General features: G+C 73.4%; 19 protein-coding genes. 10 read left to right on the top strand and 9 right to left on the bottom strand.

The window, feature by feature from the left end:
* Positions 1-51: 51 nt before the first annotated feature.
* Positions 52-861: a class I SAM-dependent methyltransferase gene (locus ACFV18_RS17875; RefSeq protein WP_380484482.1), complete on the top strand. Its 810-nt coding sequence runs from the start codon at positions 52-54 to the stop codon at positions 859-861.
* A gap of 180 nt (positions 862-1,041) precedes the next feature.
* Here the strand turns inward: ACFV18_RS17875 and ACFV18_RS17870 are convergent, their stop codons facing one another.
* Positions 1,042-1,569 (bottom strand): O-acetyl-ADP-ribose deacetylase, encoded by a 528-nt coding sequence (locus tag ACFV18_RS17870; protein WP_380484176.1) that lies wholly within the window; start codon positions 1,567-1,569, stop codon positions 1,042-1,044.
* 217 nt (positions 1,570-1,786) lie between these two features.
* On the opposite strand from ACFV18_RS17870, the gene ACFV18_RS17865 reads away from it, so the two are divergent.
* A complete protein-coding gene (locus ACFV18_RS17865; RefSeq protein WP_380484174.1) occupies positions 1,787-3,223 on the top strand; it encodes a PP2C family protein-serine/threonine phosphatase in 1,437 nt (478 codons plus the stop codon).
* Positions 3,224-3,302: 79 nt separating this feature from the next.
* Here ACFV18_RS17865 and ACFV18_RS17860 read toward each other — a convergent pair whose 3' ends face one another.
* The 5 genes from ACFV18_RS17860 to ACFV18_RS17840 all read right to left on the bottom strand — a co-directional run bounded on the left by ACFV18_RS17860 (position 3,303) and on the right by ACFV18_RS17840 (position 5,424).
* Positions 3,303-3,629, bottom strand: coding sequence for a DUF2516 family protein (locus tag ACFV18_RS17860; RefSeq protein ID WP_380484480.1), 327 nt, complete (start codon positions 3,627-3,629; stop codon positions 3,303-3,305).
* A gap of 106 nt (positions 3,630-3,735) precedes the next feature.
* Positions 3,736-4,260, bottom strand: a complete 525-nt coding sequence (locus ACFV18_RS17855) for a hypothetical protein (RefSeq protein WP_380484172.1) — start codon at positions 4,258-4,260, stop codon at positions 3,736-3,738.
* Positions 4,261-4,298: 38 nt separating this feature from the next.
* Entirely contained in the window at positions 4,299-4,673 is a 375-nt protein-coding gene (locus ACFV18_RS17850; RefSeq protein ID WP_380484170.1) for a helix-turn-helix domain-containing protein, read from the bottom strand.
* Positions 4,674-4,840: 167 nt separating this feature from the next.
* A complete protein-coding gene (locus tag ACFV18_RS17845) occupies positions 4,841-5,149 on the bottom strand; it encodes a hypothetical protein (protein ID WP_380484168.1) in 309 nt (102 codons plus the stop codon).
* Complete coding sequence (locus tag ACFV18_RS17840) at positions 5,146-5,424, bottom strand: hypothetical protein (RefSeq protein WP_380484166.1); 279 nt, start codon at positions 5,422-5,424, stop codon at positions 5,146-5,148. Before ACFV18_RS17840 ends, ACFV18_RS17845 begins: the two co-directional genes overlap by 4 nt.
* Positions 5,425-5,841: 417 nt before the next feature.
* On the opposite strand from ACFV18_RS17840, the gene ACFV18_RS17835 reads away from it, so the two are divergent.
* From ACFV18_RS17835 to ACFV18_RS17810, 6 genes are all read left to right on the top strand, one after another.
* A complete protein-coding gene (locus ACFV18_RS17835) occupies positions 5,842-6,678 on the top strand; it encodes a Scr1 family TA system antitoxin-like transcriptional regulator (protein ID WP_380484164.1) in 837 nt (278 codons plus the stop codon).
* Entirely contained in the window at positions 6,665-6,877 is a 213-nt protein-coding gene (locus ACFV18_RS17830) for a DUF397 domain-containing protein (RefSeq protein ID WP_380484162.1), read from the top strand. Before ACFV18_RS17835 ends, ACFV18_RS17830 begins: the two co-directional genes overlap by 14 nt.
* Before the next feature lie 46 nt (positions 6,878-6,923).
* Positions 6,924-7,121: a DUF397 domain-containing protein gene (locus tag ACFV18_RS17825; RefSeq protein WP_380484160.1), complete on the top strand. Its 198-nt coding sequence runs from the start codon at positions 6,924-6,926 to the stop codon at positions 7,119-7,121.
* 146 nt (positions 7,122-7,267) lie between these two features.
* Complete coding sequence (locus ACFV18_RS17820; protein WP_380484158.1) at positions 7,268-7,882, top strand: HAD-IA family hydrolase; 615 nt, start codon at positions 7,268-7,270, stop codon at positions 7,880-7,882.
* A 37-nt stretch (positions 7,883-7,919) separates the two neighbouring features.
* On the top strand, positions 7,920-8,576 hold the full coding sequence (locus tag ACFV18_RS17815) for an alpha/beta fold hydrolase (RefSeq protein ID WP_380484156.1): 657 nt from the start codon (positions 7,920-7,922) through the stop codon (positions 8,574-8,576).
* Positions 8,573-8,755, top strand: a complete 183-nt coding sequence (locus tag ACFV18_RS17810) for an alpha/beta fold hydrolase (protein ID WP_380484154.1) — start codon at positions 8,573-8,575, stop codon at positions 8,753-8,755. Before ACFV18_RS17815 ends, ACFV18_RS17810 begins: the two co-directional genes overlap by 4 nt.
* 4 nt (positions 8,756-8,759) lie before the next feature.
* On the opposite strand, the gene ACFV18_RS17805 is transcribed toward ACFV18_RS17810, so the two are convergent.
* Entirely contained in the window at positions 8,760-8,987 is a 228-nt protein-coding gene (locus ACFV18_RS17805; protein WP_380484152.1) for a hypothetical protein, read from the bottom strand.
* A gap of 5 nt (positions 8,988-8,992) precedes the next feature.
* Positions 8,993-12,082 carry a DEAD/DEAH box helicase gene (locus tag ACFV18_RS17800; RefSeq protein WP_380484150.1) on the bottom strand — a complete coding sequence of 1,030 codons (3,090 nt, stop codon included), beginning with the start codon at positions 12,080-12,082 and terminating at the stop codon, positions 8,993-8,995.
* Between the two features lie 243 nt (positions 12,083-12,325).
* Here ACFV18_RS17800 and ACFV18_RS17795 point away from each other — a divergent pair, with 243 nt between their 5' ends.
* Positions 12,326-12,937 (top strand): YceI family protein, encoded by a 612-nt coding sequence (locus ACFV18_RS17795; RefSeq protein WP_380484148.1) that lies wholly within the window; start codon positions 12,326-12,328, stop codon positions 12,935-12,937.
* A gap of 124 nt (positions 12,938-13,061) precedes the next feature.
* On the opposite strand, the gene ACFV18_RS17790 is transcribed toward ACFV18_RS17795, so the two are convergent.
* Entirely contained in the window at positions 13,062-14,027 is a 966-nt protein-coding gene (locus tag ACFV18_RS17790) for a LysR family transcriptional regulator (RefSeq protein WP_380484146.1), read from the bottom strand.
* A gap of 112 nt (positions 14,028-14,139) precedes the next feature.
* On the opposite strand from ACFV18_RS17790, the gene ACFV18_RS17785 reads away from it, so the two are divergent.
* Entirely contained in the window at positions 14,140-15,342 is a 1,203-nt protein-coding gene (locus tag ACFV18_RS17785; protein ID WP_380484144.1) for an MFS transporter, read from the top strand.
* The last annotated feature ends 188 nt before the right edge of the window (positions 15,343-15,530 follow it).

The raw sequence follows: 15,530 nt of genomic DNA, 5'->3' as shown, positions 1-15,530 counted from the left end.
CGGGAGCCCGGCGGGCGCTGCGTAGGCTTGGTGACCATGGCCGCAAGCGACATGCCGTTGTCCCGGGGCCGGTCGAGCCGGCCGGTGGGGACGATCACTCGGGGGACGACGAACACCAACCGGCTGCGGCGGATGGACCGCTGGATCGCGTACACGACGGGGCGGGCGCTGCGCGCGGCGGTGCAGCCGCCGGTCGCGGTGGACCTGGGGTACGGGGCGGCGCCGTGGACGGCGGTGGAGCTGGCGGCGCGGCTGCGGGCGGTGCGGGCGGACGTCCGGGTGGTGGGGATCGAGATCGACCCGGCCCGGGTGGCGGCGGCGCTGCCGATGGCCGACCCGCCGCTGCTGGAGTTCCGGCGCGGCGGCTTCGAGGTGCCGCTGCCCGGCGGGGCGCGGGCCCAGCTGATCCGGGCGGCGAACGTGCTGCGGCAGTACGACGAGGACCAGGTCGCCGAGGTGTGGTCGCGGCTGTGCGGGCGGCTGGCTCCGGACGGGCTGCTGGTGGAGGGCACCTGCGACGAGATCGGGCGGCGGCACGTGTGGGTGGCGCTGGGCCCGGAGGGGCCGCGGACGGTGACCTTCGCGGCCCGGCTGGGGAGTCTGGAGCGGCCCTCGGACCTGGCGGAGCGGCTGCCGAAGGCGCTGATCCACCACAACGTGCCGGGGCGGCCGGTGCACTCCTTCCTGCGGGACTTCGACCGGGCGTGGGCGGCGGCCGCGCCGCTGGGGGCGTTCGGGGCGCGGCAGCGCTGGGTGGCGGCGTGCGCGGCGCTGGCCGCGGACTGGCCGCTGCGGGACGTGCCGGCCCGGCGGCGGCAGGGCGAGCTGACGGTGGACTGGGCGGCGCTGGCGCCGCGCTGAGCCGGCCTGTTCGGGCGCCGTGCCCGGTCGGCGCGGCCGATCCGGGCATCAGTTCAGCAGTTCACTCGAACGAGTTATCGAATACCCCTGGCGTGTTGACGGCAGGGCGGGTCACCATGGGAGCGCTCGAATGCGCCGTCGCGCGCCTCCCGAGCGCCACTCAGCGCCCCCTGCTTCGAACTACCCCGCCAGCTCGTCCCGCACTCGCGCGAACACCTCGTACATCTCGGCACCGAACAGCACGAAACGCACCTCGTCCAGGTCGGGCTCCTGCTCGGCCACGGTCGTCAGGGCGATCCGAGCGGCATCGTCCGGCGGCCAGCCGAAGATCCCGGCGGAGATCGCCGGGAAGGCCACCGTCCGCGCCCCCAGTTCCGTCGCCACCCGAAGGGATTCCCGATAGCACGAGGCCAGCAGCTCGGTGCGCTGCTCGCGGTCCTCCGCCCGGAAGACCGGCCCCACCGTGTGCACCACCCAGCGCGCCGGGAGCCGGCCCGCCGTGGTCGCCACCGCCCGGCCGGTCGGCAGGCCCTTTCCGTAGTGCGAGGCGCGCAGCTTCCGGCACTCGGCGAGGATCTCCGGCCCGCCCTTGCGGTGGATCGCCCCGTCCACCCCGCCGCCGCCCAGCAGTGAACTGTTGGCGGCGTTCACCACCGCGTCCACCAGCTGATCCGTGATGTCACCCTGCACCAGCGTGATCCGCGTCACCGCTGCTCAACTCCCGTCAACTCCGGTTCTGCAGTGGCGGAAACCCTACGGAACAAGGCCACCGGAAGCGTGGCAATAACCACATCGGCGCCGCTCAGGCGAAGAAATCCTCGGAGATCACGTTATGGTCGCGGGAAGCTCCCCGATGCCCGGTGCCACACGGGCACCGTGGACGGACACCGGCCGTTGGCCTGTCGGGGAAAGGAAGGACCGACCGATGCCCGCTACGGGAGACGGGCGGGCACCCGACGCGACCAATGACGCCGGGGCCGCCGAGCGCAGTCAGAGCCGGCACGGCGCGCAGCAGCGCCGTCACCGAACCACCGGATCCGCGCCGATACCGCATCCGCGCGGCGCCGTTCAGGGCGGCGGCGTTCAGGGCGGCACCGAGCCGGCCCGGGCCTCGGCCGCGAACTTCCGGGTGCTGGTGATCGAGGGCGACGGGCCGGAGCACCGGCTGTTCGAGTCGCTGGCCGGGGAACTCGGCGGACACGCCGAACTGCACCGGGTGGACGGCATCCGCGAGGCGCTGTCCGTGCTGCCGCCGCCCGGCAACGGCCGGCGCGGCATGCGCCACCCCGAGTTCCAGTGCGTGCTGCTCGACCTCGGCGCGCCCGCCGAACTGCCGTCCGGCAACGACGGCCTGGACGGGCTGCGCGAACTGCTGCAGCGCGCCCCGCACACCGCCGTGGTGGTGCTCACCGACACCGCGGGCGCCGAACTCGGCGCGGCCGCGGTGGCCGCCGGCGCCCAGGACTTCCTGGTCCGGCAGGACACCGCCGGACCGCTGCTGGCCCGCGCGCTGCGCTACGCGGTGGAACGCAAGCGCGCCGACGAGTCGCAGCGCCGCCTGGTGGAGGCGGAGATCCGCGGCCAGGAGAACGCCCGCCTCCAGCGCCACCTGCTGCCCACCCCGCTGCTGGACGGCGCCGGCCTGGCCTTCACCCGCCGCTACCGGCCGGGCCGCCGCCGCGCCCTGCTCGGCGGCGACTTCTACGACGCCGTCCGCACCAAGGACGGCCGGGTGCACGTGGTGATCGGCGACGTCTGCGGCCACGGCCCGGACGAGGCCGCGCTCGGCGTGGCGCTGCGGATAGCGTGGCGGACCCTGGTGTTCGCCGGGCTCAGCGGCCAGCACCTGCTGACCACCCTGCAGCACGTGCTGGAGCACGAGCGGCGCAGCGACGAGATCTTCGCGACGCTCTGCATGGTGGTGCTGGACGGGCCCGGCGCGGAGGGCGCGCCGGAGTCCGCGGAGCTGTTCCTGGCCGGGCACCCCGCGCCGCTGCTGCTCGGGCCGGACGCCGCCCCCGTGCTGCTGCCGTCCGAGCAGGCCGGCCCCGCGCTGGGCCTGCTGCCGTGCGACGCCACCCAGTCCGTCTGGCCGGCGCTGCGGCTGGAGCTCGGCCCGGGCTGGCGGCTGCTGCTGTACACCGACGGGCTGGTCGAGGGGAAGGTCGGGGCGGGTTCGCCGCGGCTGGGTCAGGAGGGCCTGATCGAGCTGATCGCCGACCACCAGGCCGCCGGGCTGACCCGGGGCCGGCTGGTGGACTCGGCGATCGCCGAGGTCGAGGAGCTGAACGGCGGGGCGCTGACCGACGATGTCGCGGTGCTGCTGCTGGAGCGCAACCCCGTCCCGGTGATCATGGGCTGACGGCCTGCCGGACATGCAGGAAGGGGCGGCCCCGTGCGGGGCCGCCCCTTCCTGTTGCTTCAGTCCTGTGCCCGGTGACTCACCAGGGGCCGTAGGGCCCGGGGTTGCGGCCGCGACCGCGGCCGTCGGTGAGCAGCTTGATCGCGGGGCGGACGTCCACCACGTAGACGATCGCCGCGACCAGGCCGGCCAGCGTGAGCAGGCCGGTGAGCGGGTTGGCGCCGAACAGCAGGTCGGCGCCGAGGGCCAGGCCGAGCACGACCAGCCAGAACCCCTTGGTCTTCTTGTCGGCGGCACGGTACGCGTCGTCACGGCGGATCGCCGCGTCCGCGAACGCGAACACCTTGTAGCCGATGATCGCCGTGGCCAGCCACCAGAAGGGGTTCAGGAGATCGATGTACAAGATCTGCACCTGGTGCTCCTCACTCTCGCTCTCATCCTGGCACGGACACTGCCCGGATCAACGGCCTTCGGCGATGTGCCGTTCCCCGCAGTTTGCCGCCGGCCGCTCGTCACTGGGAGTCGGCGGGGACCTTGCGGGCGCGGGCGGGCTTACTCGCGGCGGGCTTGGACTCGGCGGCGGGCTCGTCCACCACGACCTCGGTCAGCACGAGCTCCTCGACCTCGGCCTCGACGACCGGGCCGGAGCCCTGCTGGCGGGTGCTCGCGGCGTCCACCACGGTGCGGCCGCGGACCGCGAGCTCGTCGTAGACCTCCTTGGCCTTGACTGCGAACTCCAGCGCCCGGCCGACCTGCTGCATCGCGAACTCCTGGGCCTTGGCCTGGAGTTCCTTCACGTCGGTGGGCAGCGCGGTGACCGCGCCGGTGACCTTCGCCTGCGCCTCGACCAGCTTGCTGCCGGCGTCCTGCAGGGCGGCGGCGGCCTTGTCCTGGGTGCCCTTGCGGTCGGCGGCGAGCGCCTCCAGCTGGCCGGGGACTTCACGCAGCTTCTCGTAGGCCAGGTCGCCGGCGCCGGCCAGGGCGTACAGCGGGGTGGGGTCGGTGAGGGTCTTCTTGAGTTCGTCGCTGATCGGCATGTCGAATCCTTCAGGTCGGGTGCGCCCGTGCGGTCGGGTCACGCGGGGTCGGTCGGGTGAGCGGCGGCGGCCTGGTTCTCCTTCAGGAAGGCCTCGTACACCGCCAGCAGGGCCTGCTTCTGCCGCTCGTTGATCTGCGGGTCGGCGAGGATCGCGGCCCGCAGCCCCGGCCCCTGCTCGTCCCGCTCCTCCAGAATCCCGGCCTGTACGTACAGCGTCTCCGCCGAGATCCGCAACGCCTTGGCGATCTGCTGAAGGATCTCCGCGCTGGGCTTGCGCAGCCCGCGCTCGATCTGGCTCAGGTACGGGTTGGACACCCCGGCGACCTCGGCCAGCTGCCGCAGTGAGTACTGCGCGTTCCGCCGCTGCTCCCGGATGTACTCGCCGAGCGAGCCCACGTTCAGTGATGCCATACGGGCAGTCTGCACCCCAACGCTTGCTATTGCAAGCACATCGCTAGCGGCCGCACGCGGCCGGGATCCGGAGCGGTCGGGCGGTTGGCGCAGGTGTACTCGTCCGCGACCAGGCATTGAAGCGGACCCTCGCCCAGGCAGGACAACGCCGTGCAGGTGTGCGGGCGTCACAGCTCGGGCTTGGGGCGCAGTGCCGCGCGCCCCTCGCCTTCCGGCGGGCAGCCCGTGCGGTGGCTCCGGGGGGACTTGCAGAGCACTCCGCCGCCCAGGAAGCCGTCGAACCAGCCGGACTTGGCCGCGCGCAGCAGGTCGTCCCACTCGTCCGGGTCGAGGACCAGCACCTTGCGCGGGTCGGTCGCCCGGGCGATGGCAACGCCGTCGCCCGTCTCGGCGAGCAGAACGCCTTCGACGTCCTCGCTCGCCGCCTTCCAGTCCAGGCCGAGAAATCCGGCAGGATAGAACTCGATCAGACTCATTGCGCCACTTCCCTTTCCGGCAGCGGGTCGATCTCCGCCCACAACCGCTCCCACCGCCGACTCCTGCTGTGCCCGAACCGATCACCCCGGGCGAGCACCCGGGCCACCGCCTCGGCGAGGGCTTGGTCGGGCTGCGCCGTCACCCGGAGCGTCACGCGCAGTCCACCCCTCCGGGACGGGGTGATCGCCGCCTGCCCGCCCGTCAGCTCCCGAAGCGCGTGGGCCAGTTGCCGAGCCCGCGCAGCCAGGTCGCGATCGGCCATGTCGTGGGTCATGAGTCATCCGGCTTCGGGCCCTCGGTGTCGGTTCGCACGAGGTTCGCCCGCAAGCACGCACGGTGCACGTGACGGGCCGCGCGGCCCACGCAGTCCGGGCAGATCGGCAGCGACACGGGCCCCTCGCCGACCCCCTGGTCGAAGCTCAGCGCCGGGGAGACCACACCATCGCGGCGGCAGACCCAGCACCTGCCCAACTTCCAGCCTTTCGGACGGAGTTCCGTCGGCTCGTCACCACCGAGCCGGAAGAACGGGTTACTCACCTGCCGCCTCCCCCGCCGGTCCCGACGCAGACGCTCATCGGCGCACTCTCCGTTCCTGCTTGGCTGCGTTCTGCCATTAAGAATCGGCACCCGGCCGTACGCTGAACAGATCTCGGAGCCCAACAACCACCCTGCACGCCAGAGGAACTGACGCATGGCCAGCCCCAAGCCGCTCGACCCGTCCGAATCGCCCAGAGCGTTCTACGGCGCGGAGGTCCGCCGCCTTCGCGAGGCCCGGGGCCTCAGCCAGGAGGCGCTGGGCGAGATGCTGTTCTTCTCCGGCGCGTACATCGGCCAGATCGAGTCGGCCATCCGCCGACCGCAAGAAGACCTGTCCGAGCGGCTCGATGCCGCGCTCGGGACGGACGGACACTTCACCCGCCTGTACCGGCTGGCCAGTCGTTCGCGCTTCGCCGAATACTTCACGGCAGCCCTCGAACTTGAGCCGTTGGCGAAGACGATCAGCACCTACGCATCGGCCATCGTGCCCGGGCTACTTCAGACACCGGAGTATGCGCGAACCATCTTCCGCTCGGCTCAGCCCCTGCGCTCAGCATCGGACATCTCCGAGCGCGTCAGCCTGCGAATGGACCGGGCGCAGATCTTGGACGGTCCAACCAGCCCGCTGTTGTGGGTGGTCATGGACGAAACCACGATCCGCCGTCCGGTCGGTGGCGCGGCCGTGATGGCCGAGCAGCTCTCCTTCATTTCCGGCCTGATCCGGGAGAACCGCATCATCGTGCAGGTTCTGCCGTTCTCGGCGGGCGCCCATGCGCTCCTCGAAGGGACTCTGCTCCTCATGACCTTCGCCGACGCCCCTCCCGTGGCATACATCGAAGGGCCCCATGTAGGCACACTACTTGACGATCCGTCCGCGACTTCCAAGTGCGCGCTATCCTTCGATCTCGTGAGGGCCGCCGCGCTTTCTCCGGAGGCGTCCCTGACCCTGATCGAGTCGGCAGCGGAGGAGTACGCGAATGGCCAGGACTGACCAGCAAGGCCGGCCCGAGCGGTGGCGGAAGTCGTCCTACAGCGGCGGCAACGACGGGGACTGCATCGAGGTCAACGACGCCCGACCCGGCACCGTCCGCGACTCCAAAGACCCCCACGGCCCCCAACTCCACTTCACCCCGGACGCCTGGGCAGCCTTCATCACCGGGATCAAGCAGGACCGCTTCGGCCAGGCCTGACCACCACCGAAAGCCCCCGATCGATCCGCACCCGAGGAGTAGCCACATGCCCACGGCCAACGAGAACTGGCGGAAGTCGTCCCACAGCGGCGGCAACAACGGGGACTGCATCGAGGTCAACGACGCCCGACCCGGCACCGTCCGCGACTCCAAGGACCCCCACGGCCCCCAACTCCACTTCGCCCCGGACGCCTGGGCAGCCTTCATCGCCGGGATCAAGCAGGACCGCTTCGGCCAGGCCTGATCACCACCACCGGAGTGCCAAGGAGCCTGTGTACCACCGAAGTTGGCGGGCACGGGCTCTTGACCTATCGACCGCCTCGCCTGTCGCTCTGCCGCCGGTACTGTCGAAACAGGAGAGCTGTTGCCATCTGCGGGGAGGGGTTGAGGATGGTGGAACGGACGATCGGTGCGGTGCTGTGCGATCTGGACGGGGTGCTGCGGATCTGGGCCGACCTGGCCGGGGTGGACGCGGCGTACGGTCTGCCGTCGGGCACCGTCGGGGGGGCGGCGTTCCGGGCGGGGCGGCTGTTGCCCGCCGTCACCGGGCAGGTCACCGACGAGCAGTGGCGGGCTGCCGTCGCGGGAGACCTGGCCGGGGTGTGCGGGTCGGTGGCGCGGGCGGGTGAGGTGGTCGCGGCGTGGGGGCGGCAGGCGTCCTGGGTGGATGCGGAGGTGTTGGGGCTGCTCGCCGAAGTGCGGCGTGGCGTGCCGGTGGTGCTGGTGTCCAACGGGACCACCCGGCTGGAGGCGGACCTGGCCGCGCTCGGGTTGGACGCCGCGTTCGACGCGGTGGTCAACACCGCGCGCCTGGGTGCCGCCAAGCCTGACGAGCGTGTCTATCTGGCAGCGGCCGAGCGGGCCCAAGTGCCGTTCACCGCATGCTTGTTCGTGGACGACAGCGCCGGCAACACGGCCGCCGCCGAGGCCCTCGGGATGCACGGCCACCACTACCGGGGAGCGACCGGGCTGCGGGTGGCGCTGCGCGGTCACGGGCTGATCTGACCGAGGCGCGGAATTCCGGGCGGGCCCGGTCCGACGCGTGGCACCAGCCGCCGCATGGCGATCTTTCAGGCGCACGACGGAACGGGCCCTGCACCACGAGCAACTCGGCTACGGCGCACCGCTGGTGGCGATCCCCGGCGGTCCGGGCGCGGACGCCCGCTACCTGGGCCGCCTCGGCGGTCTGGACGCACAGCGGCGGCTGATCCGGCTCGACCCGCGCGGTAGCGGCCGCTCCGCCGAGCCCGCCGACCGGGCGAGCTGCGCGTTCGGCGAGCAGGTGAAGGACGTGGAGGCGCTGCGCGAGCACCTTGGGCTGGAGTCCTTCGATCTGCTCGGCCACTCCGCGGGCACCCTCACCACGCAGCGCTACGCCGCCGAATTCCCGCACCGGGTACGGTCCTTGGTGCTGGTGACGCCGGTCGGGCGGGGTGCCCGGGAGCCGGACGAGGCGGAGCCGGCGGCGATCCGGGCGGCCCGCGTCGATCAGCCCTGGTACGAGGACGCGGCTCGGGCGGCGGCACTGCCGGCCGCCGGGGAGGGCGATCCGGCGGAGCTGATGGCGCGCATCACCCCGTTCTTCTGGGGGAGTTGGGACGATCGGGCGCGCGCGGAGGCGTTCGCCCCGGGGCTGGCGCCGGTCGCTCCGTGGATGCGGCGGCGTTCTACGCGGGTGCGGGTGAGGCCGCCCCGGTGAACGTGCCGGTGCTGATGGTGGCGGGGCAGCTGGACGGGATGATCGGTACCGCTCCGGCCCGGCTGGCGGCCGCGCTCCATCCGGCGGCCCGGCTGGAGGTGCTGGAGGGCGTGGGGCACCGTCCCTGGGTCGAGACGCCCGCCGAATTCGCCCGGCTGGTGGGCGAGTTCCTGGGCTGAGGCGTCAACTGCCTTCCACCAGGCGGCGATAGTCGGGGGCCAGCAGCTCCGCCAGGTCGCGGCCGCGGACGGTCAGGCCGCTCGGGCCGAGGTGGTCGAGGGCCGGGTCCGGGCGTTCGGTCGGCGCGTCGGGCGGGCGGAGCGTGAACTCGCCCTGCCAGAAGGCGTTCAGGCACTGGTCGAGGGGGCGGTCGGAGTCGCCGGGGCGGTCGGAGCCGGGGCTGTCGGTCACGGCGGTCACTCCCCCACGGCGTCGGCGGAGAGGGTGAGCAGTTCGCGCAGCTGCTCGGCGGGCAGTTCGGTCAGCCACTGTTCGCCGACGCCGACCACGGCGTCCGCCAACTCGCGCTTCGCCTGGAGGAGTTCGGCGATCCGCTCCTCCACGGTGCCCACGCAGACCAGGCGGCGGACCTGGACCTCGCGGTGCTGGCCGATCCGGTGGGCGCGGTCGGTGGCCTGGTCCTCGACGGCGGGGTTCCACCAGCGGTCGAGGTGGATCACCTGGTTGGCGGCGGTCAGATTGAGGCCCGTCCCGCCGGCCTTCAGCGACAGCACGAACACCCCTGGCCCGTCCGGGGATTGAAAGCGATCGACGAGTTCCTGCCGGCGCGGCGCGGACAGCCCGCCGTGCAGGTGCAGCACCTGGGTGCCGAGCCGGCGGCGCAGGTGCGGCTGGAGCAGCGCGCCGAACTCGGCGTACTGGGTGAACACCAGCGTCCGGTCGCCTTCCGCCAGGGCCTCCCCCAGCAGCGCGACCAGACGCTCGACCTTGCCCGAGCGGCCGCCCAACGGCGAGTGGTCGTGCAGGAGTTGGGCGGGGTGGTTGCAGACCTGCTTGAGCCGGCCGAGGGCCGCCAGCACCGCGCCCTTGCGCTCCACCCCGCGTACCCCGTTCAGGCGGCGCAGCAGTTCGGCGACCACCGCCTGGTAGAGCCCGGCCTGTTCCGGCGTCAGGTTGCAGCGGACGGTGAACTCCTGTTTGGCGGGCAGCTGTTCACCGATCTCAGGGTCGCTCTTCAGGCGACGCAGCAGGAACGGGCCGGTGAGCCGCTGGAGTTGGGCGGCGACCGCCCGGTTGCCGGACTGCTCGACCGGGACGGCCCAACGCTCCTTGAACGACTCGGCGGTGCCGAACAGGCCGGGGTTGGCGAAGTCCAGAACGGCGTGCAGTTCGGCGAGGCGGTTCTCCACGGGCGTGCCGGTGAGCGCGATCCGCGGGCCGGAGCGCAGCGAGCGGATCGCCCGGGACTGCCGCGCCGAGCGGTTCTTGATGTGCTGGGCCTCGTCCGCGACCACCCGCCGCCAGCGGATCGCGCGCAGCGCCGCGGCGTCCCGCTGGAGCACCCCGTACGTGGTGATCACCAGGTCGGCGGCCGGGTCGGGGGCGGTGCGGTCGGGGCCGTGGTGCAGTTGCACGCGCAGGGCGGGCGCGAACCGGGCCGCCTCGCGCTGCCAGTTGCCGACCAGCGAGGTCGGGCAGACCAGCAGGACGGGGCCGCGGGCGCCGCGGGCGTGCTCCAGGGCCAGCAGGGCGAGCGTCTGCACGGTCTTGCCGAGGCCCATGTCGTCGGCCAGCACCGCGCCGAGCCCGAGTCGGCCGAGGGCGTCCAGCCAGGCCAACCCCCGTTCCTGGTACGGGCGCAGGGACCCCGCGAAGCCCGGCGGGGGCGGGGTGCGGTGAGCGCCGGGGAGACGGCCGAGGCGGCCGGCGAGCAGGTCGCCGAGCGGGCCGTCGGCGTGCACCACGGTGACCGGCAGGCCGTCCACCACCGCGTCGTCGTCCAGGGCGAGCCGCAACAGCGTCGCGGCGTCCAGCTGCGGATCGTCCCGGCGGGCGGCCAGGAATCGCAGGGCGGCCGCGAGTTGAGCCGCGTCCACCTCCACCCACTGGCCGCGCAGCCGGACCAGGCCTTGCTGGGCACCGGCGAGCTCATCCAACTCCTGCTTGGTGAGCGGCTGTTCACCGACCGCGAGCTGCCAGCGGAAGTCCAGCACGGCATCCCGGTCGGCCTGCGCCGCACGCTTCACCGCACCGGACGCCGGGCCACTGTGCGCGGTGGCGGCCAGGCCGAGGCGCGGCCGGCGACGCCACCACGCGGGCAGCAGCACGCCGTACCCGGCGGCGGTCAGCAGCGGGGCGGTGTCCCGCAGGAACGCGAGCGCGCCGGCCCGGTCCAGATCGACGCCGGTGGGCCGGGTGCGGTGGAGCGCCGCGCGCAGGTCGGGGCAGAGCCGGGCGGCGCGATCGAGCTCCGCGAGGTACGCCTCCACCGGGTCGCCGAGACTGCGCGCCAGCGCGGCGAACGCCGGTCCGTCCGACCAGAGTTCGGCCGCCGGAAGCAGCAGCGAAGGCCGGTCCACGGGCCCGGCCAGCACGTCCAGGCGCCAGTTCTCGTCCGGGGCGGCACCGTCCGGATCGCCCGGCGCGGTACCCAGCGGCTCTGCCAGCCGGAACGCGAGGCGGACCTCACCGGCGGGCTCCGTTCCCGCGCTCCACGCCGCGAGCCTTGCCGCCGGCTCGGGGTCGGGCGGGGTGGGCAGGCGCGGGTCGGCGCTGCGGAGGGCGGCGAGCCAGGCCTCCGGGCCGGTGCCCAGCCGGGGCGGTGTCTCGGAGCCGAGCCGGGGAGGTGTCTCGGAGTTCAGTGCGGTGCGGGTCTCGTGGTCGGTGAGGGCGTCCAGGATGGTGGTGAACAGGGCCGTGCCGGTGCGTTCGACACCGTCCTCGGCGCGGGCGATCGGCGGGCACCCCGCCGCGAGGGCGGCGGCCTCGCGCTGCGCCGGACCATCGGGCGCGGGACGCCAGCGCGCCGCCCACCCGCCGGCCTCCGCCACCAGCGCGGGCAGCACCCGGCCCCGCCCGACCAGCCGCCACGCCAGGTCGTGCACCGCCGTCAGCCATCGCAACGACGCCCCGTACGCGAGCTCCGCCGTCCGGCCTCCGGGCAGCTCGACGGTGGTCCCCGGCCAGTACGGGTCGAACAGCTCACCCAGCAGCTGCGCCGCCTCGGTCCGGTCGAACAGCAGCGCCGGCACCCGCCACGCCTGCAACGCCAGGCCCTTCGCGGTCGCCCCCACCGGCAGCTCCGGGGACGGCGTCGGCCGCGAGCCCAGGGTCGGCAACCGCAGACTCACCCACCGCTCGGCACCCCGCTCCGCGAGGTACGCGGGCCCCGGGCCGGTAGCGGTGAGCAGCCCCGCCACCTCGCTCGCCGAGCACGCGTACGGGTGCCGCGCCCCCTGTACGGCCCGCCCCGTGAACGCCGCCGCATCCTCCGCCCACGCCGCGAGCCGGCCATCGGCCCGCCACAGCGCGTGCAGGACGTACATCGGGACGGGGCCTCCGGAGACAGGAGTGGCTGAGCCTTCCACGATAGGTGTTGCGAGCACCCCCGGGAGCGGGTCACCCGGTTTTCCACCGCTCTCCACAGGCTGGGGAAAACCGAGGGATCCATCCAGTTGGTTCAATCTTGGACTTCATGGTTGAAACTTGAACCAGACCGGGGTACGGTGAAGTCACCAACAAGTTGAAGCCTCAACAAATGGCTTCGACCCTCGCAAAGGAGAGAAGCCATGGGCATCTTCAACCGCAGCAAGAACACCACCGCCACCGCCGCCCCGGTCGCCACCGTCCAGGGCCCGGACCTGGCCCACCTGACCGGCGACTACACGATCGACTCCACCCACTCGAAGATCGGCTTCGCGGTCCGGCACGCGATGGTCACCAACGTCCGCGGTGAGTTCACCGAGTACGAGGGCAAGCTGCACCTGGACGGCGCCAACCCGACCGCGTCCACCGCCGAGCTGGTGATCAAGGTCGCCTCGATCCACACCAACCAGGCCCAGCGCGACGAGCACCTGCGCACCGGCGACTTCTTCGACGCCACCACCTTCCCGGAGATCACCTTCAAGTCGACCTCCGCCGAGCAGATCGACGGCGACACCTACCGCATGCACGGCGACCTGACCATCAAGGGCACCAGCCGCCCGGTCGTCCTCGACCTGGAGTTCACCGGCGCGGCCACCGACCTGTACGGCGCCAACCGGGTCGGCTTCGAGGGCGGCACCACGGTGGACCGCACCACCTGGGGCCTGACCTACAACGCCGCGCTGGAGACCGGCGGCGTGCTGATCGGCGAGAAGGTCAAGCTGACCCTGGACATCTCCGCCGTGCGAGCCTCCTGAGACCGCCTGTCCCGGCCGCCCCGCGGCTCCCGGTACCGCCCCCGCCATCCCCCTCGGCGGGGGCGCCGCCGTTTCGGCCGCCGCTCCAAGCGCCGCTTCAGCGCCGCCGCCCCCAGACCGCCGTTCACCGGCGCAGTAGCGCGGCGTCCTCCGACGGCAGCCAGCTCCCCGGCGGCCGCTCCAACCACCCTTCCGCAGCGGCGAGTTCGGCCGCCGATTCGCGCAGCGCGGCCAGCCCGGGGTGGCCCGACCCGGGCCGGTGCACCAGGCCGACCAGGCTGAGCGGCATCGGATCGACCAGTGGCCGGGCCACCCCGCCGGGGATGTCCGGGCCGTCCGTGGTGGTGAGGATCGGGCTGCCGTGCCTGCTCAGGTAGCGGGCGAACTCGGCGGCGCCGACCGGCGGGGTGCGGCCGGGTGCGGCGGCCAGGCCGTGCTCGGCGAGCAAGCGCAGGCCGAGGTCGGTCCACTCGGCAGTGTCCGGCTGCCCCGCGAACACGTCCACCGGGTGCCCGGCCAACGCGGCCAACGGCACGGCGGGCAGCGCGGCCAGTGGATGGCCGAGCGGCAGGAACACCGCCATCGGCTCCAGCCGCACCGGCGCGTGCGCCAGCCGGGAGCGTACGGCGGCCGGCAGTCCGGCGTACCGCCCGAACGAGGCGTCCAGCCGGTGCGCCGCCAACTCCCGTGCGGCAGCAGTGAGTCCACCGCAGTAGCGGGCCAGCAGCTCGGTCTCCGGGCGGCGCCGGCGAGCGGCGGCGAGAACACGCTCGGCGGTGAGTTCGCGGTCGCCGCCGGGGCTGTTGACGTCCACCAGCAGCGTCCGGGTGTCGCCGAGTGCGGTGATCTCGCCCTGGAGTTCCAGCAGTTGGCGGGCCTTCGGCAGCAGTGCCGCGCCCGTCTCGGTCAACTCGACACTGCGGGTGGACCGTTGGAACAGCGCGCAGCCGAGCTCCCGTTCCAGCGTCTGGACGTCCCGGCTGACGGCCTGCTGAGCCAGGTGCAAGTGCTCGGCCGCGCGGCCGAAGTGGAGGGTCTCGGCGACGGCGGCGAAGCTGCGCAGCAGGCGGGGGTGGACGTCACGTGGCACGGCGGGAGATTAACAACAGAAACCGGTCGATCGGGCGGATTAAGTGTTGGACGCCACCCCGGGCCCGACCCGAGGGTGGAACCATCTCCCCTTCTTCCCCCGGAGTTGTGCGTTGTCCCTGCCCCTCGCCCGCTACCGCCCGGTGTTCGCCGCGCCCGGCAGCCTCACGTTCACCCTGGCCGGTCTGCTCGGCCGGCTCGCCCTGGCGATGTACGGCGTCTCGATCGTGGTGCTGATCGCCGACCGCCGCGGCTCGTACGCGCTGGCCGGAGCGGTCTCCGCGGTCGGGGTGCTGGCCGGGGCGGCGCTGATGCCCCCGCTCGGACGGCTGGTGGACCGGCTCGGACAGGCCCGGGTCGCCGTCCCCGCCGTCCTCGCCACCGCCCTGCCGACGGGCGCGCTGCTGCTGTGCGTCCGCTCCGGCGCACCCGACTGGACGCTCTTCCTCTGCTGGGCGCTGTCCGGCACCAGCCCCAACCTCGGCGGCATGGCCCGGGCCCGCTGGGCGCACCTGCACCGCGCCGACGCAACCGTGCTGCACCGGGCCAACGCGCTCGAACAGTCACTGGACGAGCTGTGCTTCATGGCCGGACCGGTCCTCGGCATGGCGCTGTGCACGACGCTCGCCCCCGAGGCCGGACTGCTCGCCGCCTGGGCCCTGGGCACCACCGGCACCCTGCTGTTCGCCGCCCAGCGCGGCACCGAGCCGCCGCTCGCCACGCCCGCCCAACACGCCTCCGCCGCACGGGGGTTGCTCCGCACCCCGGGCTTCCCGGCGCTGCTGGCCGGGTTCCTCGCGGCCGGCGTGCTGTTCGGCTCACTGGAAGTCACCTCCCTCGCGTACACCGACGCGCTCGGCCGGCAGTCGGCGGGCGGTGTACTGCTGGCGCTGGTCGCGGCCGGGTCCTGCGCCTCCGGGCTGGCGTTCGGCGCGATCCGGCCGCGACGACCGGCTCCGGTACGGCTCGCGTTCGGCGCGGGCGCGATGGCCGTGCTGATGCTGCTCCCGCTGGCGGCCGGCCGGGCCGGGGCGGGCGTGGCGGTCCTGGGCGCGGCACTGCTGGCCGCCGGCTCGGGCACCGCGCCCACCATGATCACCGGAATGACGATGGTTCAGGACCTCCTCCCCGCACACCGCCTGAACGAGGCCATGGCGCTGGCCGTCTCCGCGATCCTGATCGGCATCTCCGCCGGCGCGACCCTCGGCGGCTCCGTCGCCCAGCACACCTCCCCCGGCACCGGCTACCTGCTGCCCCTCGCCGCAGCCGTCCTCGCCCTGCTGGCCGCCCTCCCGGCCGCCCTCCGCAAGCCCTGACCGGGCACGAAAGCCGGCGGGCACGAAAGCCGGCGGGCGCGAAAGCAGGTGGGTGCGAAAACAGGGGCGCGTGGGGGCACCTCCCGGCCCGCCAGGGCTGGGGGAGAACTGCGCGAAGCGGAAGGCACCCAACCGCAAGATCGCGACGCAGGACAATGACCTGCACTTGATCGCGACCTTGCGGACGT

The sequence above is a fragment of the Kitasatospora sp. NPDC059673 genome (assembly GCF_042734215.1).
Taxonomy (GTDB): domain Bacteria; phylum Actinomycetota; class Actinomycetes; order Streptomycetales; family Streptomycetaceae; genus Kitasatospora.
This window is presented reverse-complemented; position numbering and strand designations above follow the sequence as displayed.